This is a genomic window from Roseivirga ehrenbergii (assembly GCF_001593005.1).
GTDB lineage: Bacteria > Bacteroidota > Bacteroidia > Cytophagales > Cyclobacteriaceae > Roseivirga > Roseivirga ehrenbergii.
On sequence record NZ_LQZQ01000045.1, the window covers coordinates 249,263 to 273,675 of the forward strand.

At 38.2% G+C, this 24,413-nt stretch carries 22 protein-coding genes; 11 read left to right on the top strand and 11 right to left on the bottom strand.

Going from position 1 to position 24,413, the window contains the following annotated elements:
• Position 1: 1 nt before the first annotated feature.
• Positions 2-946 (bottom strand): 3-oxoacyl-ACP synthase III family protein, encoded by a 945-nt coding sequence (locus tag MB14_RS11370; RefSeq protein ID WP_062591674.1) that lies wholly within the window; start codon positions 944-946, stop codon positions 2-4.
• A 122-nt stretch (positions 947-1,068) separates the two neighbouring features.
• Positions 1,069-1,650 (bottom strand): uracil-DNA glycosylase family protein, encoded by a 582-nt coding sequence (locus MB14_RS11375; RefSeq protein ID WP_062591676.1) that lies wholly within the window; start codon positions 1,648-1,650, stop codon positions 1,069-1,071.
• Positions 1,651-1,778: 128 nt separating this feature from the next.
• On the opposite strand from MB14_RS11375, the gene MB14_RS11380 reads away from it, so the two are divergent.
• Positions 1,779-2,390 (top strand): trimeric intracellular cation channel family protein, encoded by a 612-nt coding sequence (locus tag MB14_RS11380; protein ID WP_062591678.1) that lies wholly within the window; start codon positions 1,779-1,781, stop codon positions 2,388-2,390.
• An 8-nt stretch (positions 2,391-2,398) separates the two neighbouring features.
• On the top strand, positions 2,399-2,776 hold the full coding sequence (locus MB14_RS11385) for a RidA family protein (protein WP_062591680.1): 378 nt from the start codon (positions 2,399-2,401) through the stop codon (positions 2,774-2,776).
• Positions 2,777-2,790: 14 nt separating this feature from the next.
• On the opposite strand, the gene MB14_RS11390 is transcribed toward MB14_RS11385, so the two are convergent.
• The 4 genes from MB14_RS11390 to MB14_RS11405 form a co-directional block, all read right to left on the bottom strand.
• Positions 2,791-3,693 carry a DMT family transporter gene (locus MB14_RS11390; protein WP_062591682.1) on the bottom strand — a complete coding sequence of 301 codons (903 nt, stop codon included), beginning with the start codon at positions 3,691-3,693 and terminating at the stop codon, positions 2,791-2,793.
• 93 nt (positions 3,694-3,786) lie between these two features.
• A complete protein-coding gene (locus tag MB14_RS11395) occupies positions 3,787-4,488 on the bottom strand; it encodes an HAD family hydrolase (protein ID WP_062592729.1) in 702 nt (233 codons plus the stop codon).
• Positions 4,489-4,590: 102 nt separating this feature from the next.
• Positions 4,591-6,042, bottom strand: coding sequence for a Gfo/Idh/MocA family protein (locus tag MB14_RS11400; RefSeq protein WP_062591684.1), 1,452 nt, complete (start codon positions 6,040-6,042; stop codon positions 4,591-4,593).
• Between the two features lie 176 nt (positions 6,043-6,218).
• A complete protein-coding gene (locus MB14_RS11405; protein WP_062591687.1) occupies positions 6,219-6,776 on the bottom strand; it encodes a toxin-antitoxin system YwqK family antitoxin in 558 nt (185 codons plus the stop codon).
• 293 nt (positions 6,777-7,069) lie between these two features.
• On the opposite strand from MB14_RS11405, the gene MB14_RS11410 reads away from it, so the two are divergent.
• From MB14_RS11410 to lpxB, 9 genes are all read left to right on the top strand, one after another.
• Complete coding sequence (locus tag MB14_RS11410; protein WP_062591690.1) at positions 7,070-9,733, top strand: hypothetical protein; 2,664 nt, start codon at positions 7,070-7,072, stop codon at positions 9,731-9,733.
• Between the two features lie 11 nt (positions 9,734-9,744).
• Positions 9,745-11,376, top strand: a complete 1,632-nt coding sequence (locus MB14_RS11415) for a mechanosensitive ion channel family protein (protein ID WP_084376051.1) — start codon at positions 9,745-9,747, stop codon at positions 11,374-11,376.
• The gene (locus MB14_RS11420) at positions 11,354-12,511 is read left to right on the top strand and encodes a cystathionine gamma-synthase (protein WP_062591694.1); all 1,158 of its coding nucleotides are present in this window, start codon (positions 11,354-11,356) and stop codon (positions 12,509-12,511) included. The genes MB14_RS11415 and MB14_RS11420 overlap by 23 nt, the downstream gene beginning before the upstream one ends.
• 274 nt (positions 12,512-12,785) lie before the next feature.
• Positions 12,786-13,163, top strand: a complete 378-nt coding sequence (locus MB14_RS11425; RefSeq protein ID WP_132644007.1) for a hypothetical protein — start codon at positions 12,786-12,788, stop codon at positions 13,161-13,163.
• Positions 13,164-13,347: 184 nt separating this feature from the next.
• Positions 13,348-13,680 carry a hypothetical protein gene (locus MB14_RS11430; RefSeq protein ID WP_132644006.1) on the top strand — a complete coding sequence of 111 codons (333 nt, stop codon included), beginning with the start codon at positions 13,348-13,350 and terminating at the stop codon, positions 13,678-13,680.
• Positions 13,681-13,854: 174 nt separating this feature from the next.
• Positions 13,855-17,010 carry a WD40/YVTN/BNR-like repeat-containing protein gene (locus MB14_RS11435; RefSeq protein ID WP_062591700.1) on the top strand — a complete coding sequence of 1,052 codons (3,156 nt, stop codon included), beginning with the start codon at positions 13,855-13,857 and terminating at the stop codon, positions 17,008-17,010.
• 119 nt (positions 17,011-17,129) lie between these two features.
• Positions 17,130-17,465, top strand: coding sequence for a hypothetical protein (locus MB14_RS11440; protein WP_132644005.1), 336 nt, complete (start codon positions 17,130-17,132; stop codon positions 17,463-17,465).
• A gap of 173 nt (positions 17,466-17,638) precedes the next feature.
• On the top strand, positions 17,639-20,488 hold the full coding sequence (locus MB14_RS11445) for a M16 family metallopeptidase (RefSeq protein WP_062591705.1): 2,850 nt from the start codon (positions 17,639-17,641) through the stop codon (positions 20,486-20,488).
• A 148-nt stretch (positions 20,489-20,636) separates the two neighbouring features.
• Complete coding sequence (gene lpxB, locus MB14_RS11450) at positions 20,637-21,758, top strand: lipid-A-disaccharide synthase (RefSeq protein WP_062591706.1); 1,122 nt, start codon at positions 20,637-20,639, stop codon at positions 21,756-21,758.
• A gap of 104 nt (positions 21,759-21,862) precedes the next feature.
• On the opposite strand, the gene MB14_RS11455 is transcribed toward lpxB, so the two are convergent.
• From MB14_RS11455 to MB14_RS11475, 5 genes are all read right to left on the bottom strand, one after another.
• Positions 21,863-22,189 carry a CCC motif membrane protein gene (locus MB14_RS11455; protein WP_062591708.1) on the bottom strand — a complete coding sequence of 109 codons (327 nt, stop codon included), beginning with the start codon at positions 22,187-22,189 and terminating at the stop codon, positions 21,863-21,865.
• A 126-nt stretch (positions 22,190-22,315) separates the two neighbouring features.
• Positions 22,316-22,939, bottom strand: coding sequence for a YdeI/OmpD-associated family protein (locus MB14_RS11460; protein WP_062591710.1), 624 nt, complete (start codon positions 22,937-22,939; stop codon positions 22,316-22,318).
• Positions 22,940-22,966: 27 nt separating this feature from the next.
• Entirely contained in the window at positions 22,967-23,548 is a 582-nt protein-coding gene (locus MB14_RS11465) for a YdeI/OmpD-associated family protein (RefSeq protein WP_062591712.1), read from the bottom strand.
• 31 nt (positions 23,549-23,579) lie between these two features.
• Positions 23,580-23,939 (bottom strand): DoxX family protein, encoded by a 360-nt coding sequence (locus MB14_RS11470; protein WP_062591714.1) that lies wholly within the window; start codon positions 23,937-23,939, stop codon positions 23,580-23,582.
• Positions 23,940-23,945: 6 nt separating this feature from the next.
• Positions 23,946-24,410: an SRPBCC domain-containing protein gene (locus MB14_RS11475; RefSeq protein WP_062591716.1), complete on the bottom strand. Its 465-nt coding sequence runs from the start codon at positions 24,408-24,410 to the stop codon at positions 23,946-23,948.
• Positions 24,411-24,413: the final 3 nt, after the last annotated feature.

A 24,413-nucleotide genomic window follows, 5' to 3' on the forward strand; every position in this document is an offset into this window, starting at 1 on the left:
TTTATACCCTTACCAGCATAGCACCACTGGAATAACCACCGCCAAAAACAGTTACAACAGCCAGTTCACCTTTTTGCATCGAACCGAAGACCTGAGAATAACCGATAGAAGAACTAGCTGAGCCTGTATTACCAAATTCAATCATATTGATAACCACCTTTTCAATAGGGAAATTTAGAGTTTCAGCAACTTTATTGATTATCCTCATATTGGCTTGGTGTGGAATGAGGTAGTTTAAATCCGCTAGTTTGCAGCCACTTTTTTCTAGGATACTCTCCGTTTTTTCTGACATGTATTTAATGGCATTGTAAAAAACATCTCTACCATCGGGCATAGAAATACCGCCATCAAAAGGCTTTAAACAGACACCATTTGGCCCTCGTCCAATAGTGGCATGGCCTTCAGTATTTACCCCAAGAACTTCATGGTCTTTATCAGTAACTCTTTGGCTTGAAAGAAATACAGCAGAAGCTCCATCTCCCCATAGGTGTGCAGAAATAGGGTCTGATTCGTTTAAATAAGCCCAATTGTGTTCTGAAGTTACGATTAAAGCCTTTTTAGCTTTTCCCATGGCGAAATAACCTTCAGCAATTTCAATGGCATTGACAAACGAGCTACAGGCAGAAGAAACGGAAAACACAATAGCTCCGCTGATGCCATACTTTTGTTGAACCACATGAGCCAGTGTACCAACCGTGTCATAGGGTGAATAAGTAGCACCAATGATCAAATCAACTTCGGTGATATTATAAGGTAGATTATTCAATCCATTTTCAATGGCCGAAATGGCCATAGTATTTACATTTTCGTTTGCCGAAGTTCTTCTGCGGTTTTTAATTCCTGATTTACGGACGATAGTTTCATCGTCCATTCCATTTTTATCAAAGAAATAACTGTTGGGAATTATGTTTGAAGGTATATAGTGTGATGCTAGATTAATGTACATGGAATCCTGTTACGGGTGGTTGTTTTAATATGTTGAGTTTTGCCTTCGAAACTAGTACATATTTCGGTAACCTCTGTTAAAATCGGTGTTATTAGGCAATATTGAATGCATTGAGATAGAGGTTAACCTAAAATTGATTTTACACTTTCCTGTAACTTTGGAATGACTTCTTCTTCGAACCATTGATTTTTCCTCATCCAAATTCCATTCCTAGGCGAGGGGTGAACCAAGGGGAAGAATTCTGGTAAATAATGGTCGTAATTCTGAACTGTTTCTGTAAGAGTTTTCTTCTTTCGTTCTCCTAAATAATAAGCTTGGGCATACTGGCCAATCAAGAGTGTTAGTTTAACTTCTTTGAGAAGGTCTAAAATTTGGTTGTGCCATAGTGGAGCGCATTCTGGCCGAGGAGGTAAATCGCCTGATTTTCCTTTTCCCGGATAGCAAAAACCCATTGGTACAATGCCAAAAAGGTTAGTGTCATAAAACTGTTCATTGGTTACACCCAACCATTTTCTAAGGTTCTTACCAGAAGCATCGTCCCAAGGAATTCCCGATGCGTGTACTTTGGTGCCTGGCGCTTGGCCAATCACTAATATTTTTGAATGAGCACTAATAGATATTACAGGTCGCGGCCCAAGTGGTAAATGTTCGGCACAAACCCTACATGCTTTAATTTGGCTTAGTAAGTCTTCAAAGTTTGACATAGAATTCCAATTTAAAACAAAAATGCTAGAGAGAAATAGGCATGGATTATTGACTGTATTGGAAATGACAAATAGATAATGAAGCTGAATTAGTGGCATTCGATTATCTTCGCCCAAAGTTTAATTGAATGAGTACCCAAGAATTAGTTTATTTTATTGATTTAGGAGGAACCCTCGTGTTTGCAATTAGTGGGTGGTTAGCCGCTTCTAAAAAGCAAATGGATCCTTTTGGTGCTTCTGTAATTGCTTTTATTACCGCAGTTGGTGGCGGCACTTTGCGTGATTTGTTAATCGGCAGTCAGCCTGTAGGATGGATGGTAGATCAGAACTATTTACTCATGATCGCTGGTGGAATTGGGCTTGGCTTTTTGTTCAAACGCTATTTAGAAAAGCTTCGAAAAACGATGTTCCTGTTTGACTCTATTGGGATTGGTTTGTTTACCATATTAGGAATAGAAAAAACGCTCTCATTTGGTTTAACCCCCGTAATTGCGGTAATGATGGGTACGGTGTCAGCTGTTTTTGGTGGGGTTTTGCGTGATACTTTGGCCAATGAGGTGCCTTTAATTTTTAGGCAGGAAATTTATGCAACAGCTTGTTTAACGGGAGGTATTCTATTTCTTGTTTTAGGTCAATTTAATGTGAATGTGGATGTAAGAATCATTCTTACAGTGATTTATATTATCGCGCTCAGAATTGTTTCGGTAAAATATAAATGGTCGTTTCCAACTATTAAATAAGACTGGTTATGAAAATCATTCATTCAACCAGCGCCCCAAAGGCTTTAGGGCCATATTGCTCAGCCATTCGTACGGGTAATTTGCTTTTTTGCTCAGGCCAGACGGGAATTAATCCATTGACGAATAAAGTAGAATCAACAACAGTTGAAGGACAAACGAAACAGGTATTAGCAAATTTACAGGCCGTTTTGGCCTCTGAAGGGCTAGGAGTGAAGGATGTTGTGAAGTGTAATGTTTACCTCAGCGATATGGAGCATTTCGAAGTAATGAACTCTGTGTATGGTGAATTTTTCGAAGGCCACACACCCGCAAGAACCACTGTGGCCGTTGCAGGCTTGCCTTTAAATGCCCTTGTAGAAATTGAGTGCATCGCTGAAATTAAATAGCTGTTCTTCCCTTTCTAGGCCTTAGCCAATTTGGGTTGTTTTTTCTTATACAATGCAAAAACATTACCTACAATAAGCATTAGCATTCCAATAATGGTATACTCCGTAATTATAAACCCTTCGAAAATAGTAGAAATAATAACCGCAACAACTGGAACTACAACGATGGTATAAGCTGCCTTTCCTGCTCCAATTTTGCTGATAAGTGTGAGGTACATATTAAAAGCGATGATTGAGCCAAAAATCACTAAATACAGAAGTGAAAATATGTAAGAACCAGACCAGTCGATGGTGAATGGCCTGCCGAGCGCTACGGCAACAATAAGCATTGCAATTGCTCCATAAACCATAGCAAATGCGGTGGATTGCATTACAGGGATTTTCAATTTTGAATTATAACCTGAAGTTACATTACCTAGGCTGGCAATCATTACAGAAGAAACGCATAGAATTAACCCTGTAAATGACTCGTCCGCGGCTGTAAATGCCATTAACTCCCTTTTAAAAATAACCATAGTTCCAAGTACACCGAACAGTGCTCCAATGAATACTTTAGGTATAATGGGTTGTTTTAGGAATATGGAACCGAAAATCATATTGAAGAATATGATGAGCGAAAATCCAACAGCTACTAGTCCGCTAGTTAGGTATTGTTCAGACTGGTAAACCAACCAATAGTTGAAGCTATGGAGAAGGATGCCTTGCAGGGCGATTCTTAAATGAACCTGCCATGTGAAGGAAAGATTTTTCGACCTAATTTTGCAATAGGCCAAAAACAGCAAACCAGCCAAAGCAAACCGATAGCTTACTGACATTATTGGATCAACGCTACCCAGTTGAAAAGTGATGACATACCAAGTAGAGCCCCAAATAAGCGCTGGTATAGCAAAAAGCACAAAATTATTCGATTCCTTCATGAAATTTGAAAGCCCGAATTTAGCGAGATGGTTCAGTTTTCAGTTGCTGGATTACTAGTTTTTTTTCAAGTGGATGAGAGGAGTGGAGCTCGCTTATTTTTTGTTTAAGTAAGCTTTTAAATCAGCAATACTATCGAGTTCGTAAAACGAAAAATCACCAATGGTGTGTTTGTCAATTTTTTCGTGTACCCAAGTATCGTGAAAGGGAATATGAATGGCGTTTCCTCCAATTTCGCAAATAGGAAGAATGTCCGATTTGAGTGAGTTCCCGATCATAAGAAAATCTGACGGACTGATTTGATAACGGTCTAAAATTGTTTGGTAGGTAGATGCGTTTTTTTCGCTTAAAATTTCAATATGATCAAAGTAGTCTGCTAAGCCCGATCTAGCAATTTTTGTTTCTTGATCCCATAAATCGCCCTTGGTAATTACAATCAGCTGATAATGGTCTTTGAGCCATTCGAGATTCTCTTGAATTCCAGGTAATACTTCAACAGGGTGAGTAAGCATTTCTTTACCCAAGTTGATTACATTTTGTATGTCGGCACCGGTTATTTTATGCTGCGTTAGTTCAATGGCCGATTCGATCATGGAGAGCATAAAACCTTTTATTCCGTAACCGAAAAGCCTAAGGTTTTTTAATTCTACTTCGTAAAGTTGATGCTCTAAATTGTTATCAATTTCAAAGTACTTAGAAAGAATAGTTTCAAACTGAAGTCTGGTTTTAGTGAAAATCGGTTCGTTTACCCAAAGCGTGTCATCGGCATCAAAAGCGATGGTTTTAATGTGCTTCATTTGATTTTTATCTAACTGCAATTTACTGTTCAAAATGAAAAATGTCTCCACTGAAAAGCGATTGCCAAATCAGTGGAGACATTGAATAATCTAAGGTGTGTTTTACCAACCTGTTCTATACTCTCGTTTTACGTATTGATTGGCTTCATCAAAATTGGTAACCCTCATGTTTTTAGCGTCCCAATGCAACCTCTTTCTGCCATGGTATTTTGTACCACCCCAGAAACCTTGGTTTTTTGCGTTTGGATCTACTTCAAAATATGCTTTTAAGGCAAGATTCCCTATAAGAATACTTTCAGTGAATGGCCCAGCGTAGTCAAATGAAGAACTTGTTTCAGCGTTTCCGTACCCAGCTATACATGCGTTTACCCACTGTAAATAGTGCCCTTCAGGAACTCTAGCAATAGTTTCTTTTACCGATACCTGCTCATTTAAAGATAAAGGAAGTAGCCTCGGGTTAGCGCCATAACAATCCGCTAAAAGCTTTCCTTTAGTTCCAATAAAGAGTACTCCGCCATCCCAATTGCCAAATGCTTCATCATCACCAAGCTCTTCTGGCCTTTCGGGCATTATGCCTCCATCCATCCAAGCAACTTTTATATTTCCTTTACCATCTGTTCTTGGGTAGTTTAAATGAATTTTACTTGCCGTAGGAAAGCTTTTTGGGAAATCGAGTGTTTCAAAATTAGCTTTGAAAGCATCAACAGCACTACATTCTACTTGGTCTGGATATAGAATTGGTAGAATTCTATACACAGGATCCATAATGTGGCAGGCCATATCTCCTAATGCGCCAGTTCCAAAATCTGACCAACCTCTCCAGTTAAATGGTAAGTAAGCATCATTGTAGTCGCGTTTTTCGGCAGTGCCCAGCCATAAATCCCAATCTAATTCTTTCGGAATATTATCTTTTCGGGTAGGAGTTGCCAGTGCCATAGGCCAAATGGCTCGGTTTGTCCAGCATTGTACAGTATGGACTTCGCCAATTAATCCGGCATCATAATATTCTTTCATCTTCCGAACACCATCTCCCGAAGCACCCTGATTTCCCATTTGGGTGACTACCTTATATTTTCGAGCGGCTTCTGTCAATTGCCTAGCTTCAGCAATATCGTGAGTAAGGGGTTTTTGAACATAAACATGTTTGCCTAATTCCATAGCCGCCATGGCCTGCACTGCGTGCATATGGTCTGGAGTAGAGACGGACACAGCATCAATGCTGTTTTTATTTTCTTCCAGCATCTTGCGGTAGTCTTTGTACATTGGCGCATCAGGGAAATTTTTTACAGACTCCTTAGTACTTCTCTCGTCTACATCACAGAGGTAAGCTATTTTTACATTCGGGCTTTTGGCAAAAGAGGCTAAATCGCTTGTGCCTTTTCCTCCTGCTCCAATCCCTGCTATATATAAAGTATCGGAAGGCGCTACAAAGCCTTTGCCTAGTACATGTCGTGGAACAATGGTGAATGCGGCTCCTGCAAAGCCTAATGTTTTAATAAAATTTCTTCGGGTGGTTGAGGTTGAGGACTCCTTTTTTTCTTCGTTAGCTGACATAATTAAGGTTTATATCTAAAAAGTAAGTTTTGAATCCCTTGAATTTATGAAATCGATTTGAAATTGACTAGATGATTATAAAAACATTGTTTAGCTAGAAAAGCTAGGTTGAGGAGTTTAGTTAAACAAAAAAGGCAGCTTCAATGGCTGCCTTTCTATATATGTGAGGTAAAAGCTTACTTTACTTCTATCAAAGTATGCTTTTTGTCTTCGTCCATTATTTTATAGTGAGTCTGATTTAAAATGAAAATATTCTCACTCGTTTCAAATATTTCGCCTGAGGTGCCAGTGAAATAAATAATGCCTTTGTCGAAGTTTTTGGTTTTGTATTTTCCTTTTTTTAATTCACCAATAGTAATGTTTTCAACTATTTCTCCCTGCCCATAAGCATTAAGCTTTACATCGAATTTTGCTCTAATTTGCCCGTTTGGAAAGTACTCGGTAAAGTTGCCATATAGCTTACTCATATAATAGGTGCGCTCGCTTTTGATTTCACCTTCGGGAAAAAACTCTTTGGCTACACCATTTAATCGGCCATCTAATACGGCATATCGAAATTTCAATGTTTCGTTCTCGTAGTAATCTACAATGTCGCCATTAAATATCTTGTCTTTAAAAAAGTAGACTCCATCCTTATACTCAATCTCGTTAATTCTCACAGAGTCAGCTAGTTTATTGCTTTTAAACGAGGTGAACGATATTAAGAAAGTTAAAACGAAGGTTGTTATTTTCATGTAGTTATTAGGTTAGTTTGCTTCAAAACAATTTCAAAGATACTTTACTATAAAAATCAAGCCAAACTTTGGTAAGAATCTTTTTGAATAATTTCTTCATTTCTTTTCATATACAGTATTTCAAAATTATGTATGTCTATAATTGCTAGACAGTAATTAAAATGAAAGGGTTGGAATGAAGTTAAATTATTAAGGCAAAACACTCAGTTTCTGATTCTCTTTAGAGCTTAGACTTGAGTGATACTAGAAATGTGTAATTTCGCCTGATTTATGAAATTCAAACATTACTCTTCTTGAAAACGAAAACCTTACTTGTTACTTTACTCATTTTGGTTGTGTCTGCGGCAGTCGGCTACATCTATTTTTTTGAGAAAGATGGCGACACCGAAATACAAAAATTGATACCAGCCAATAGTCTCGCATTAATAACAATCGACAATGTTTCGAACGCTATCGATGAGTATTCAGATTTTCCATGGTGGGACGAAGCCGGTTCTTTGCCTTTTGTTAATGCGCTCACCGAGGCCAATACTAAAATCGATTCATTGGTGAAGGCTGGAGTGTTACAGTCTAAAATTAATGAGAACCCTGTTTATGTGTCCTTTCATTTGACTTCAAATAACAGCATCGAACCGCTTTTTTTCATTGGTTCAGATGGTTTTGAATGGTTACCTACAAATATTAAGAAGCTGGCTAATCTATGGTTCAATAAAGAATTACTATTTGAAAGCCGAATATTTAACGAGAAACTCATTTATGAAGCGGAAGTACAGCAGTCGAAATGGGGTTTTATAAGCTTGGGTAATTATCTGGTGATTTCTACAAATTCAGTTTTGCTAGAAGATGTAATACGTGCTGAAGAAGATGAATCTAACCGACTGGTTAAATCAGAAATGAAGGTTGATGAAAACCAAAAAGGAGTGAATTTATTACTCAATACAGACCGAATTGGAAGGCTCAAAAATGTGTTTACAAGTAGTACAGAGCCTTCCCGACATCAACTAAAAGGACTGATAAATATTACCGTAGAGCCGTCAAATGAAGGACTTACTTTCAATGGTATTAGTGTTACAGGACAAAATTTAGATCAGCGTTTGCCTTCCAATGCAATTGTTAATGTTGAAAATTTCATACCTAGTTCTGCAAGTTTTGTTCGTTGGTTTGGTGTCGAAGAAGATCAGAATGCTTCGCTCAATGGTTTTGATATTGCTTCTTTTCAAAAGCTTCAAAACTCTGAACTGTGCGAGGTGAATATAGTACTTGGAGCAAATACCATGTCTCAGGTGCTTTTATCTGAGGTTGCTGATGTACCAGAAATATCGAAAATGCTTGAAGATATTTCGAAAGCCAGCAGGGCAGAAGGTGATACCTTGTTTACCGAAAGTTTTATCAATAATGAGATTAGGTTTGTGAACGATGCCCAGTTTTTAGGAAAAGCCTATGGAGAGCGATATAAGAAATCGGGCAAGCCATACTATGCATTTTTCAATAATGTAATGCTGATTAGCGATAATATTGATGCATTAAAAACGGTTTTAATTGATTACGATGCCGAAAACACATGGGGGCGAATTCCTGAAAAAAGGAGGTACTTAGATAATCTGGTTCAAGAAGCCAATATTACACAACTCAATAATTTTGAATACTATTTAGACCCGCTCGTTAATTCCTTCAACCCTAAATGGAAAGCCTTTTTTAAAGACCATATTCAATTATTTTCTTCATTCGATAATTTCAATTTTCAAATCAATGAGGCTTCTAATCGATTGATTGTGAGTGCAGAACTTACTTTTAACGAGTCGGTAAAAGGCACTGTAGCTCGAAATACCAATAGCGATACGGAGCCAGTCAATCGCGAAGTTGGTCTGAATTTAGTGACCAATGCTTATGGAAACAGTAAGCTGATTACTAAGCCGTATATCGTTAAAAATCATGTGAATAATGAACAGGAAATCGCTTTCCAAGATGAGCTTCATCAACTCTATTTGGTAGATAGAACGGGCAATATTTTGTGGAAGAAACAACTTGAAGGAAAAATTAATGGGGCGATTGAACAAGTGGATTTCTATGCAAATCGTAAGCTTCAGTACCTGATTTTTACCGATTCTGCAGTTCATTTAATTGATAGAAATGGAGATGACGTAGAGGGTTTTCCTGTTCCATTTAATGCGGAGCTTCCTGTGGTTCAATACTCAGTTGTGGATTACGATAACAGTAAAAACTATAGGTATGCTACTACGGATAGAAGAGGTAACGTTTATTTACTGAGTAAAGAAGGTGAAATGCTGGAAGGCTGGGCGCCAAAGGTGATAGGCTCGGCATTGCGTGCTGCACCAGAGCATGTTAGAATTAGAGGAAGGGACTGTTTTGTAGTTGTGGAGACTAACGGAAATGTGCATCTGTTGAATCGTAGGGGTGAAGAATACCCAGGTTTTCCTTACAATACCGACAAACGAATTTCCGGAGATTACTTTATTCAGCAAGGGCCATCGTTTAATGAGTCGTATATTAAAATTTTAAGTGAAGATGGAGAATTGCTCTCCCTTGATTTCAATGGAACTGTTAAAGGGCGAAATCAAATGGTTAAACCGTCAGTATCTAGTCGTTTTATAGCCGTAAGAGATAAGTTGAATACTGGGTTGTTAACCGTAAGAAAAGACAACAATCAGTTTACGGTGTTTGATGAAAAGGCGCAGCGCAAATTTGATCATGACTTTAAGGGCCAAGGAGATTGGGTTTTTGAATATTATAATTTCAGAAATGATAGTGAGTTATATGTTGCTCAAAATCTAGCCACTGGAGATTTGGTAATTCTAGATGATCAAGGTAAGGAGCTATTTTCTAAAGAAGCTTTTTCTACAAATCCAGTGGGTATTCTCTACTATCAGAACAAAAGGGAATATGAGCTTTTTGTTAATTTCGACAATCAAATGGCTATTTATACATTTACCAAATAGGTTAAATCACCATGAAATTAGTTTTTTCATTTCTATTACTAGTTGCAATTTCAGGAGTTTCAATTGCTCAAAACGACAGTTTGCCCGATCGTTTTAATTCTCCTTACGATGCCATTCTGAATCACCTTAAGTATTTGCAGGAGGATAATTATAATCCTACTCAAGCTGCAAAATCTTTGCGTCAAGCTGATATGTCTCAAGAAGAAATTGAGAATGTGTCAGTAGAGCTAAAGCAAATATTTGATGGCTCTGGTAGCTACGTTTATTTAGACGATGTTCCGAAAAATCCTGATTATTTAGATAGTGCCACCATGAAAAAGCGGTATGTGCTTTTTAGCGAGTTTCCTGAAATTTACGTTCAGAAGGAAGCTGAGGGTTGGTTTTATTCAGGTAAAACGGTTCAAAGTATTGACTTAATTCATAAGTCGGTTTATCCTTTTGGTACAGATCGCCTTTTGAATTTGCTACCGAAATTAGGCTCTAAAAAGTACATTGGGCTACACATGTGGCAGTTAATCGGTGGTCTAATCATCATTACTGTTGCTTATGTATTGCATTTGCTACTCACAGTGTTATTGAGGGTTGTTATTTTCAGGCTGCTTCATAAGTACGGAAAAGTCGATTTGGCGAATAATCTCATATTGCCCGTGGCAAAACCTTTTAGTTTGGTCATTGTATTTGCTTTCGTAAGTATTCTAATTCCAACGCTACAATTACCCATTGCTATTTCTAAATACTTGATTTTAGGAGTAGGTGCATTACTTCCGCTTTTCGCTACCATGTTCTTTTATAAAATGGTGGACGTTTTGGGGGCGTATATGAAAAAAGTGGCAGAAAGAACACAAAACACCCTAGACGACCAATTGGTACCATTGGTGCGTAAGATTTTAAAAACATTTGTGATCTTGGTGGGAATCATGGCCATCCTTGACGGGCTTAAATTCGATATTTGGCCTTTAATCACAGGCTTGTCCATAGGAGGATTGGCAGTAGCTCTAGCTGCTCAAGATACCCTTAAAAACTTCTTTGGTTCTGTTATGATTTTCATTGACCGCCCATTTCAAATCGGAGATTGGATTACTTCTGACGATGTGGATGGAACGGTAGAAGAAGTAGGTTTCCGTTCTACGCGAATTAGAACCTTCAGAGATTCATTAATGTATGTGCCGAATAGTGTGATTTCTAACAGAACTGTAGATAATCACGGTAAACGTCAATACAGGAGGTATTTCACCAAACTGGCCATTACATACGATACTCCAACTGATTTAATCGAAGTGTTTGTGAAAGGGGTAGAGAAGATTGTTTTGAATCACCCTCATACTCGCAAAGATGCTTACAATATTTTCCTCAATGATTATGGAGCTTCTTCCTTAGATGTTATGCTTTATATTTTCTTTAAAGTGCCTACTTGGAATGAAGAATTAAGGTGCAGACAAGAGGTGATGTTAAGTATAAATCGTTTGGCTGAAAAACTAGGGGTGAGGTTTGCCTTCCCAACACAAACACTTATGGTTGAACAATTCCCTGGAAAGCTATCTTTAACACCTAACTACAATCAGAGCAAAGAGGAAATGCGCAAAGAAATGGAAGACTTCTTTGCTAAAAACGAAAACAGGGATGAAAAAGGAGATAAGCAATAAGTTTGGGACTAAGGCGGTTCATGCTGGAGTAAAACCTGACCCTGCTACAGGGGCAATCATGACGCCCATTTATCAAACAACGACCTATGTTCAGCGTTCACCAGGCGATAATAAGGGCTTTGAATATTCAAGAACACAAAATCCTACTCGTTCTGCATTACAAGAAAGTATTGCTGCGCTAGAGAATGCAAAATATGGCTTATGCTTTGGTTCAGGAATGGCAGCAATCGATGCCGTAATCAAACTTTTAAGCCCTGGTGATGAAGTAATTGCTGGTGATGATCTTTATGGCGGAACCTATAGAATTTTCACTCAAGTATTCGCTAAATACGGAATCAAATTCAACTTCATCTCTTTGGAAGATGTATCGAATATCGAAAAGCATATTACTCCAAATACTAAATTAATATGGATAGAGACGCCTACAAATCCAATGATGAACATTGTTGGTATCAAAGGAGCTGTGGCCATTGCCAAGAAGCATAAGGTTATGCTAGGGGTGGATAACACCTTTGCAACTCCTTATCTTCAGAATCCATTGGATTTAGGTGCAGATATTGTAATGCATTCCGCAACTAAATACTTATCGGGTCACTCTGATGTAGTAATGGGTGCTTTGGCTACTAATAACGATCAGTTAGCCTATGATTTGGCATTTATTCAAAAGTCGTGTGGAGCTGTGTGTGGTCCGCAAGATTCATTTTTAGTGTTAAGGGGAATTAAAACTTTGCATTTGCGTATGCAAAGGCATTGCGAGAATGGCGAGAAGGTGGCTAAGTATTTGGCTGCTCACCCTAAAGTAGGAAAGGTCTACTGGCCTGGTTTCGAAAGTCACCCAAATCATGAGATTGCAAAGGAACAAATGAGAGGCTTTGGTGGTATGATTTCTTTCGTTTTTAAAGAGGATAATCAACAGCAAGCTTTTAGAGTATTAGAAAGATTGAAATTATTTGCTTTAGCCGAATCTTTAGGCGGTGTAGAGTCGTTATCTAACCATCCAGCTACAATGACTCATGGGTCAGTTCCTAAGGAAGAAAGGATGAAAGTTGGACTGTTGGATTCATTAATTCGATTAAGTGTTGGAATTGAAGATATAGAAGATTTGATTAAAGATTTAGAGCAAGCATTGGCTTGACCAAATATTATGTCTGTTAAAAAGCCCGCCCCAAGCGGGCTTTTTTGTTAATAGCACTTGATTCAGAATATTATTCTGTTAACACTTCTTAATATGTGGGTAATAAAAATATTATACTTTTTTTTCAGCAAATCATAAACTTTTGTTGACCTTTGTCGTCTTAAAGGGAGTAAGAAGAAAACAACAAACAAACTGATAATTCTTACGATCTGACACATAAGTGAAAAAGAGTAGAAAAGTGAAGAAAAAAACAGAAAAACAACAAACACAGGTCATGAAACACGCATTAAAAAAACAAAAAACGCTGTCCGCCTTTGTGGCATTTGGTTTAGCAGCAGTAATTACGCTTTTCGCAGCTTCAAATTCATTTGGAGTTCCTTCTCACGAAGATATTTCAGACATCGATGCTAGAATTGACATGGAGCTTTTAGCAGAGGCAGTTGCTGAAATTGAAAAAGACATGTATGCATTCGATTTCGAAGTTGATGATACCAGAAGCATTAAGGTATTCAATGCTGATAATAAACTTGTAGGTGAAGTGTCATTAAAAGGTAATGAAGTAATCGAGGATAAAGATTTACAGGTACTTGTAAATCGCTCAGAGTTTCTTTCGAGCTACGGAAATACCACTATCTATAGAATTTCAGAATAAAGTTAGTAGTTTATTTGAACATAGTCGAAAAGCTGACCTGAATGGTCAGCTTTTTTTGTTTATAAAAACATTGATTTATAGGTAGTTATATAAACAATGTAGCTCGTTTTACGTAAACGTGAAGACCTCATTAATTCTTAATAGAGGTGAAACTAATTTAGTTGAAAACTTAAAAGGTAATGTCATGAAAGTACGTAATTATAATAAAATACTCTCCGCATTAGCCATAGTAGGAATAACTGTTTTAATGGTTATTCTCATCAAAAACAATAGCGGTTCATCTAAGTCTAAAAATCACAGTTCTGAATCTGTTGATATAGTTCAAGTGGCTGCTAAGGAAGCTTTTGAAACTGTAAGCAATAAAGGGGAAAAGATTAAAATTTTTGATACTTCCGATACTCTAATTGCGGAGTTTGTAGAAGGAGAACCTGTGAATATTGAAACGCTCAAACTTTATAGGCAGGCAGATTTTCTTTCTAAATTCAATAACCTAGCCATCTATAAACTGAGTGAGTAAGATTTCTTAGACTCTTTTCTTTGGAAGATTATATGTATAGCTTGTTAAGTCTATTCAAATGTTCCCATTCATATAAAATGTGAATTGATATCCCTGTTTTTCATTTGTTGTTTTTATCTTTTGCTCTTGAGCAAACCGTCAAAAAATATATGACGGAGAACAAAAACCACAACTATGAACAGATTAAAAACTACTATCAACCATTTTGGCTTGTTGGTTCTTATCGGTTTGGTGTTTTTTGCCTTTGATACACAAGCGCAGAGAAACCGAAAGAACACACCGCCACCACCGCCTAAGCAAGACTTGCAGGCGCAAATCTATAACGATATTCAATGGCGCTCTATTGGCCCGTTCAGAGGGGGAAGAGCATCTTCAGTTACTGGTGTTCCAGGTAAACCGAACCTCTACTATATGGGAGCCACCGGAGGAGGTGTATGGAGAACTGAGAACGGAGGAGAAACCTGGGCGAATATTTCTGATGGTTATTTCGGAGGTTCCATTGGAGCTGTTGCTGTAAGCGAATCAGACAATAAGGTGATTTATGTAGGGCAAGGAGAGCAAACAGTTAGAGGTAATGTGTCTTCTGGGTTTGAAGGCATGTGGAAGTCTACCGATGCTGGTAAAACATGGCAGAACATTGGTTTAAAAGACGGAATGCATGTAGGTCGAATTAAAATTCACCCAGAAAACGCTGATATCGTTTGGGTAGCAGTTATGGGAGATTTGTTTAAATCGTCTGAAACCAGAGGTATTTATAAGACTACGGATGGTGGCAAAAACTGGAAACGTGTATTGTTTGCAAACAAAGATGCTGGGGCTGTAGACATTAGTCTAGACCCGAACAATCCCGATTTTATGATGGCTAGTACATGGAGAGTGAGAAGAACACCGTATAGTCTTACTTCAGGAGGAGAGGGATCGGCAATCTATAAGTCAACTGATGGTGGCGAAACTTGGATGAATATAATTGAGAATCAAGGTATGCCAAAAGGTCCAATTGGAATTAGCGGTGTTACCATTTCTCCAGTAGACCCTAGTCGTGTTTATGCAATGATTGAAGCCAATGATGGTGGAGTGTATCGTTCAGATGATGCTGGCGAAACTTGGAGAAAAGTTAACTCAGATAGAGGCTTACGCCAAAGGGCATGGTACTACACAAGAATTTATGCAGACACCAAAGATGTTGACAAACTATATGTATTAAACGTAGCTTATCATACATCAACAGATGGAGGTAGAACTTTTAGAGGTAGAAATGCACCTCATGGAGATCACCATGATTTATGGATTGCTCCTGAAGATAACGAAAGGTTAGCCATTGCAGATGATGGTGGTGCTCAAGTTTCTTTTAACGGAGGAGATGATTGGTCGACTGATAACAATCAGCCTACGGCTCAATTTTATAGAGTGACTACCGATAACCATTTTCCTTACAGAATTTATGGTGCACAGCAAGATAACTCTACAGTCCGAATTAACCACAGGTCTTTTGGGGGAGCAATTACCGACAACGATTGGGAAAGCACAGCTGGAGGAGAAAGTGCACACTTAGCGCCAGATCCGAAGAATCCCGAGATTGTTTATGGAGGTAGTTATGGTGGGCTTTTAATTCGCCAAGATCATACTAAAGGAATAAGTAGAAATGTGAATGCTTGGCCAGATAACCCAATGGGGCATGGTGCAGAAGATTATAAGTACCGTTTCCAATGGAACTTCCCGATTGTATTTTCTCCAAATAACCCGAACAAGCTTTATACAGCTTCTAACCATTTACATGCCTCTACAAATGAAGGGCAAAGTTGGGAATTGATTAGTCCGGACTTAACAAGAGCAGAACCAGACAAGCTGGGTAAATCAGGTGGGCCGATTACTTATGATGATACATCTGTGGAGTATTACGCAACCATTTTTGCCGTTACAGAATCGCCTTACGAAAACGATTTAATATGGACCGGTTCTGATGATGGTTTAATTCATGTTACTAGAGATGGAGGTAAAAACTGGGAGAACGTAACTTCACCAGACATGCCTAAGTACTTAATGATCAATAGTATTGATGCAGATCCGTTTGTGAAGGGTGGGGCATATGTTGCAGGAACACAATACAAATTAGGGGATTACCAACCATACCTATACAGAACAAAAGATTACGGTAAAACATGGACGAAAATCACCACAGGAATCCCGAATGATTATTTCACTAGGGTAGTTAGAGCCGATCCTAAGCGAGCAGGGTTGCTTTATGCAGGAACGGAACGCGGTATGTTCATTTCATTTGACGATGGAGATACTTGGAAGCCTTTCCAAATGAATTTACCAATTGTGCCTATTACAGACCTTACCATTAAAGATGATAATCTAATTGCGGCTACTCAGGGTAGGGCTTTTTGGATGATCGATGATCTGACAATCATTCATCAACTTTCGGATGAAGTAGCTTCCAAATCAGTACACATGTTTAAGCCGATGGATGCTTATAGAATCGGAGCAAGTTTCAGAAGAAGGGGGGGGGCAGCAGGAACGGATGCAAACTTACTTTCTGGTGAAAACAAACCAGGTGGGGCGGTAATTTACTACAACGTAAAAGAAGCATTAGCGAAAGGCACTAAAGTTTCTATGGAAATTTACCGTAATGGTGAAAAAATTGAAACCGCTACTCTTAGACCAGAAGTTGGATTAAACTCTTACAACTGGAATATGATGTTCGAGAATGCTGAGAACTTCGAAGGGAATATCATGTGGTCTGGATCATTGCGTGGACCAATGGCGCCTCCAGGAGAATATACCGCAAAGTTGATTGTAGGAGATGAGATACAAGAGCAAAAGTTTAAACTTTTGGCCGATCCTCGTTATGGCTCAACAGATGAGGAATTGGTTCGTCAGTTTGATTTCTTAATAACCGTTAGAGATAAACTGACAGAAACGCACAGAGCGATTAAAGACATAAGGGAAGCAAGGTCTCAGATGAATGACCTCATGTCTAAAATCAAAGGTGAAGATCGCTATAAAGAAGTAGTAGATGCGGGTAAAGCCTTAATGGACAAAATGACTAAAATTGAAGAAGCACTTTATCAAACCAAAAATGAATCAGGTCAAGATCCTTTGAACTTCCCCATTAGGTTGAACAACAAACTTGCAGCATTAAACGGTGTAGTCGGAAGTGGCCATTACCCACCAACGGCTCAAGCTGAAGAAGTTCGTGTGGAGCTTACCAAGCAAATAGATGCTGAATTAGCCAAGTTGAAAACGATCATGCAAAGCGATTTGCCCGCCTTTAATGATTTAGTAAAGCAGAAGTCTGTTGATGCTATTGTAATCAAAAAGAATTAACAAGAACAAGACGTTTTTCCGTCTTCATTACCATAATTAAAAATTAAACCCGTTATTTATTGACGGGTTTTTTTATTAATTTTTGAAATAGTTATTTTTATCCACAGAAAACGATGCTTATGAAAAAGATATTAATGCTAATGCTGTGTTTTGGATTGTTGGCTCCGTTAGCGGTTAATGCTGCCGATGTAAATCCTGATGAAATTGAAGTTGCCAAAAATTTTATTATTGTAGTAGGGCAGTATCCAGCAAAAAGCAATGCTGACGATTTGCTCAAAAAAGTAAAGCCTGACTATAAAGATGCGGGTGTTTTTTACGATGATGTTGAAAAGAAATACTACGTTTATATTGAAACTTATTACTCTAAATCAGGTGCAGACTATGCCGTTTGGTGGATGAAGAAAAACCGTCCAGCATTGCCTATTGTGTGGGCAAAGACCATTGAAGTTGATTAATAGCCCTACATTAATGATTTTTTTAAATATTATCCGGTACAAAGGTCAAGTTTACACTTGGCCTTTTTTATTTTGACGAAAATAAATTCAATAAAAATTACCGATAAAAGTTAAACTGCTTGATTTAGAGAAGTTTAAATTACTAGCTTTATTCTCTGAAATTAACTTATTCTATGAAAACACTATTGAAACATCGACTTGTAGCATTCTTGTCGCTCGTATTTGTTCTTTCCGCCTGTACAGGTGGTGGAGAAGAAAAAGAGAGCGCAGAATTTAAATTGGATTATGATAAATACACACTAGACAATGGTCTAGAGGTGGTAGTTCATAAAGATAACTCTGACCCTAAAGTGGCAGTAGCGGTATTGTACCATGTGGGTTCTAATCGTGAAAAGCCAGGAAGAACTGGTTTTGCTCACTTTTTTGAACACATGCTTTTCCAAAACTCAGAAAACGTAGGGGCTGGAAACTTTATTAAAAACGTAAACGACTTAGGAGGAACCTTTAATGGAGGAACTTGGACTGACGGAACCATCTATTATGAAACAGTGCCGAGCGATGCTTTAGAGCAAATGCTTTGGATGGAATCTGATAGAATGGGGTTCTTTATCAATACTATTTCTGACTGGGGACTTGAAAACGAAAAGCAAGTAGTAAAGAATGAAAAAAGACAAGGTGTTGACAACAGACCATATGGCCACAAAGAATATGTGAAACTGAAAAACCTTTACCCTGAAGGACACCCTTATAGCTGGGATGTGATTGGAAGTTTAGAAGATTTACAAAACGCCACCGTTGCCGATGTTAAAGAATTTTACAATAAATGGTATGGCCCAAACAATGCTACTTTAGTAATTGCTGGTGATGTGGATGAAGCTGAAGTTAAAACACTAGTAGAAAAATACTTTGGCGAATTTGAGCCAAGAGCTGAAATAGAAGCGATAGAGCCACAACCAGCTGTTCTTGACCAAACTAAATTATTCTACCACGAAGACAAGTTTGCGAACCTACCAGATTTGCAAATGACATGGCCAACCGTAGAACAATATCATCCAGATTATTGGGCTTTAAATATGCTTGGACAGGTATTAACTGACGGAAAGAAGTCTGCTTTGTATAAGGTAATTGTTGAAGAGAAGAAGTTGGCGCCTAGTGTTTTTGCTTATAATTCTTCAGCTGAAATCGCTGGAACATTTTCGATTGGGTCTAGGGCTTTTGATGGCGTGAATTTGAATGACTTGAGAGCTGCCATTTTTGAAGGTTTACAAAGGTTTGAATCGGAAGGCTTTTCTGACGCTGACTTAGCAAGAATCAAAATCGGTCAAGAAACAGGCTTTTATAATGGTATGTCAAGTGTATTTGGTAAAGCATCGTCTTTGGCTCAGTACAATACTTTTGCAGGCGATCCTGGTTTCATTGTTGAAGATTTGGAGAAATCTCAAAATGTGACTCGTGAGGACATCATGAGAGTGTATAACAAGTACGTTAAAGATAAAAACTACTTAGCTACCAGCTTTGTGCCCGTTGGGCAGACCCACTTGGTTTTAGAAGGCTCAGAAAAAGCTTCGGTTGTTGAAGAAGCTATCGTTCAAGGCGCTGAAAAAAACCCTTATAGCCAAGAAGTAGCCTTTGAAAAAACACCTTCAAAAATTGACCGAAGTGTTGCCCCTCCATTAAAAGGTACGCTTAGTTTCGATCCTCCTGCCATTAATAATGATCAATTGGCCAACGGAATGAAAGTATTCCATATTTATCAAGATGAGTTGCCAATGGTGCAGTTCAGCCTTAGAATTAAGGGAGGGATGTTCTTAGATGAACCTACAAAAATTGGTACGGCAGCTTTGTTAGATAACATGTTGATGGAAGGAACGGCCAATAAAACTGCATTAGAACTTCAAGAGGCTATCGGCCAACTAGGTGCTAGAATCAGTGTTTTTGCTTCCAAAGAGTACATCACCATCAGTGGTAACTCATTAGCCAAAAATTATGATAAGGTATTGGACTTGGTAGAGGAAATCCTTTTCCAGCCAAGATGGGATGAAGGAGAGTTTGACAGAGTTAAAAAATCCGCTTTAAACTCAATTCAGCAAAGTGCTGCAAATCCAAATGCAATTGCTTCGAACGTCTTCAATAAAGTGCTTTATGGTAAAGATCATATTTTTGCTTACCCAACCTCGGGAACGACCGAAACGGTTAGCAATATTACCTTAGACGATTTGAAAGATTATTACAATAAGAACTTCTCACCATCATTGGCTTCATTCCATTTTGTGGGCGCATTAGATGAGCCAACTGTTATGGCTTCTTTAAAGAGGTTCGATAAATGGGAAGCAAAAGATGTGGAATTCCCTGAGTATGAAATTAAAACTGCAGACGAAGGTTCTAGAATCTATTTTGTTGATTATCCAGATGCTAAACAGTCAGTGATTAATATTGGCAACATCAGCATGAATGGTGATAATGAAGATTTTGCTGCTGCTGAAGTGGCCAATTATCGTTTAGGCTCTGGTTCTGGTTCTATTCTCTTTAAGCAGTTAAGATTAGAAAAAGGATATACTTATGGCGCTTACTCTGGTTTCAGTAGAAATATGAATGGAGCACCGTTTACAGCTTCATCAAGCGTAAGAAGTAATGTAACTAGAGAGTCGGTTGAGCTTTTCAAAGAGATACTTGATAACTATGGAGAAAATTTCTCAGAAGAAGACATGGAAAACACAAGAACTTCAATTTTGAGAAGTAACACGCAATCATATGAAACTCTTGGAGGCTTGGTAGGAATTCTTCAGAATATCTCTACTTACAATCTTCCAATGGACTACATTAAAAAGGATGAAGAAAGATTAAAGTCAATGACTTCTGAAGATGCAAAAGAGATCATTGGAGAATATATGAATCCAGATAAATTGATTTATGTAGTAGTTGGAGATGGCAAAACGCAGCTGAACCTTTTGAACAATACAGGTTTAGGAAAGCCAATTGTGGTCAATCCAAAAGATGAAAAATTAGAACTTAAGAAGAAATAGGCTTCTTTAACTTTTACATAGGGCTCTCAAAATCTATTTGGGAGCCCTTTTTTATTTAAAAGATTTCGATATCCATCAATCATTTACTACTCCTTCTCGCAAATAACATTTGATAATTGCTTAAGAACATAGAACTTCGAGCTGAAATATGAAATACTATATCATAGCAGGAGAGGCCTCGGGCGATATGCATGCTGCCAACTTAATGAAGCAGTTAAAGCAGCGCGATACCGATGCTTTTTTTAGAGTTTGGGGTGGCGATAAAATGCAAGCGGAAACCAATGAAATGGTGCGGCATTTTAAGGACTCTTCCTTTATGGGGATTTTCAATGTTCTTTGGAACATCAGAACCATCAAGAAAAACTTCACCCTCTGCGAAAATGATATCATGACTTTCAAACCCGATGTATTGATTTTGATCGATAATTCGGGTTTTAATCTGCGTATTGCTAAATATGTACGGTTATCAAAACTTCCTACTAGAATTTACTATTACATTCTTCCACAAGCTTGGGCATGGAAACAAAAACGCGTACACACCATTCACCAATGGTGCCACAGGGTTTTTGCTATCCTTCCATTCGAAAAGGAGTTTTATAAGTCTTATGGCTATGATGTAGATTATGTTGGTCATCCGATTTTGGATGTTATGGAACAGCGTAAGCCTAGTTTGTTAGGTTCGGACGAACTGAGGAAGGAATTCAACCTTTCTGAAAAACCTATTATTGCCCTATTGCCGGGCAGCAGAAAACAAGAAATAAAAACGAAGCTGCCTGCTATGCTCAAAGTGGTCAAGCATTTTCCAGATTACCAGTTTGTAATTGCCGGTTCAGAAACCATTGATTTGAGCTTTTACAAAACCTATTTGGATACCGATGTGAAAATCATTTTCAGTCGTACTTATGATATTCTCAACAACGCCACAGCCGCCTTGGTGACTTCAGGAACTGCTACTTTGGAAACTGCCTTATTTCGTGTGCCACAAGTGGTGTGTTATAAGCCCGGCTATGTAACCTATCATTTATTATCAGGAATTGTTAAGATCAAATATATCTGTATGGTCAATTTGATTTTAGACCGAATGGCCGTGCAGGAACTTATTGAAAGCGACCTTAATGAAAAGCGAATGGTTAAGGAGCTGAACCTGATTTTAGAAGGGGATAGGCGAGTGCAAATACTGAAAGATTATGATGAACTGGAAGTCAAGATGGGCGGTCCAGGTGCTTCGTCCCGTACTGCGGAGTTGATGTGGGAAGATATTTCACGATAAGGAATTCCACATCATTTGTTTCGAATTTTAGTATTGTCCACCGAGAATTCAATTAGGGCCTATTAGTGAACCAACTGAGTCTTCATGTTCTTTGGATTGAAAAATTAACGATTCTGAAGCCCTTCGTTCCATCTTCTGACAAACTCTTCAGACCAAGCTTCCCAACCAATTGTATATAGTGTCCAAATAGTAACCCCTACAATGATTAGGTTTAAGATAATACCAATAATAGCAAATACCCTTGCCTTCTTGATTTGACGAATATTAGCATACACCTCAGGTTGCTCTTCATTTAGTTTCAGGGCCTTTTTGGCCATAAAAAAAGCGATGACAGCGAATACTATAGCTATGCCTCCAAAAAAGAAAAGCACACAGCTTAACAGTGCTAGAAAATAAGTGAGTCCTGAATACGGTGGTTTTGTAGTAGTCATTTAAGAGTAGTTGGGTTAACTTATTTTTTAAACATAAGGAATTTATTAGAATTGAGGGTAGCAGTCTTTCTGAAATTTATAGCCCTTTTAAATGTTCAGATGGCTTTCATTTTGATTAACAATTGTTTACCGATCATTCAAGCCCTTACCTTCAAATATCCTATGAGTACATTTTTCTATTCTTGACTCACGGGTTTTGGATTGCTTGGGTTGAGAAAAATGGAGTAAGTACCCTCGTTGTCGCCCTGGGGTTAGGGCTTCGAATGCTGTTTTTAGATCAGGGTTTTCGTCCAATGCCTTTTGAAATTCTGCTGGCATGTTATACTCAGCTGTCTTTTTTAGCTCCACTTTCAATCCAGCCTTTTCTATTTCAATCGCCTCATAGATATAAGCCTTTAGAATGTGCTCCATTTCCATGATTTGACACGCATTGGTGAATTTTATTAGACGAGCCGCTTGGGTGTTTTCTCCGGGTTTATCTAAAATGCCATTTGTATCTTCAAGCAACGCCCCTTTGAAAAAGCTAAGTGAAGCGTATTCTTTAAATGCGCTTATCACCCCAATATTGTTTCCCTGAAATATGTAGCATGGAACACCCCATTTCGATTCTTCGGTGAGTCCACAGTCTAGAACAATCCTTCTCAGTTGATTTAACTCTTGCGGCCAACGATTGACTTTACAATCGGGAGTGCCACCTAGTGGGCAGCGGCCACAACCCTCGGTAAAATATAGGTCAACATTAGTATTCATGCTGTTCAAGTATTGTATAAATGGAATTTACCGATCATTCAAACCTTTGCCTTCGAATATCATTGGCTTACATTTTTCTATTCTGGCCTCTCGGGTTTTTGATTGCTTGGGCTGAGAAAAATGGAGTAGATATCCTCTTTGTCGTCCTGGGGTTAGGGCTTCGAATGCTGTTTTTAAATCGGGGTTTTCATTTAATGCCTTTTCAAACTCTTCTGGCATGTTAAACTCAGAAGTCTCTTTTAAAGGAACTTTCAATCGAGCTTTTTCTACTTCGATGGCTTCATAGATATAGGCTTTCAAAATAGTTTCTTTTTCTGTAATCTCTTCAAGGCTTGTAAAACGAATCTGGCGTGCCGATTGCACATTCTCCGTTTGCTGAATGAGAATCTTTTCAGTGTCCTTTAGTAACACACCTTTGTGAAATAAATAGGCACAGTACTCTTTAAATCCATGAATCAAAACAATGTTAGCCCCCTTAAATGTATAACAAGGACATCCCCATTTCAACTCTTCTGTTAAGCCGCATTCGAGTACAATATTTCTCAAATGTTTATACTCAGCCTGCCACTTAGTATCTTTTTCGAAAAACCAATCGACTTCGGGATTCATAATTTTACTTTAGAATTCAAGAAACAATTTTTCATTCTACTGGCCTAAAATACCAAGAAATTACGGTTAGTACTATGAGTAATGTAGGCCCAAAAAGCTCTTTAACACTATCTCCAACAGCGATATGTGAAATTACTGCACCTGACATGGCAAAGAAAAATCCTGCATAAGCCCATTCTTTAATTACTGGGAATTTGGGAAGAAGCACAGCGGTTACTCCCAATATCTTCCAGATTCCGAGTATGGTTAAAAAGTATATGGGATAACCCAAGTTAGTTATCATATCTACTTCTTCTTCCATTCTAATGAGCTGTACAATTCCTGTAGAGAGCATTCCTAATGAAAGCCAAATGGTAGAAACCCAGAAGACGATTTTGTTTCTTTTTTTCATGTGTGCTTATTTTAAAGTTTTGGCAATTTCTTGTAGTCGATTATGGGCCATGTTTAACCCTTGAGCAAATGGCAATTGGAGTATCTGATCCCTAATTTCGACAGATCTGTAAACCACATGCATAGTGAGTTTGCTGGTGTTATTAGTGAGTTCTTCAAACTCCAGAAACTCTAATTGTACTCCGAAATTGGCACTTTCCATTTCAAATGTTCGGGTGATTTTTTGGTTTAAAATAAATTCATGGATTGTGCCATTGAAACCATATTTATTGCCTTTAGGGGCAGTGGTTTCAAACTGATAACTGCCATGGTTCTTGTTTTCAAGCTTCAGTACTTTTGTACCCATCCATTGTTCGACTATTTCAGGGATTTCATAAGCTTTAAAAAGTAGGGCCAAAGGCAAATCAAACTCTCGGGTAATCACTAAATCTTGCTTGCCATCTTGGGCATTGATTTTTGTCTTTGATTCCATGGT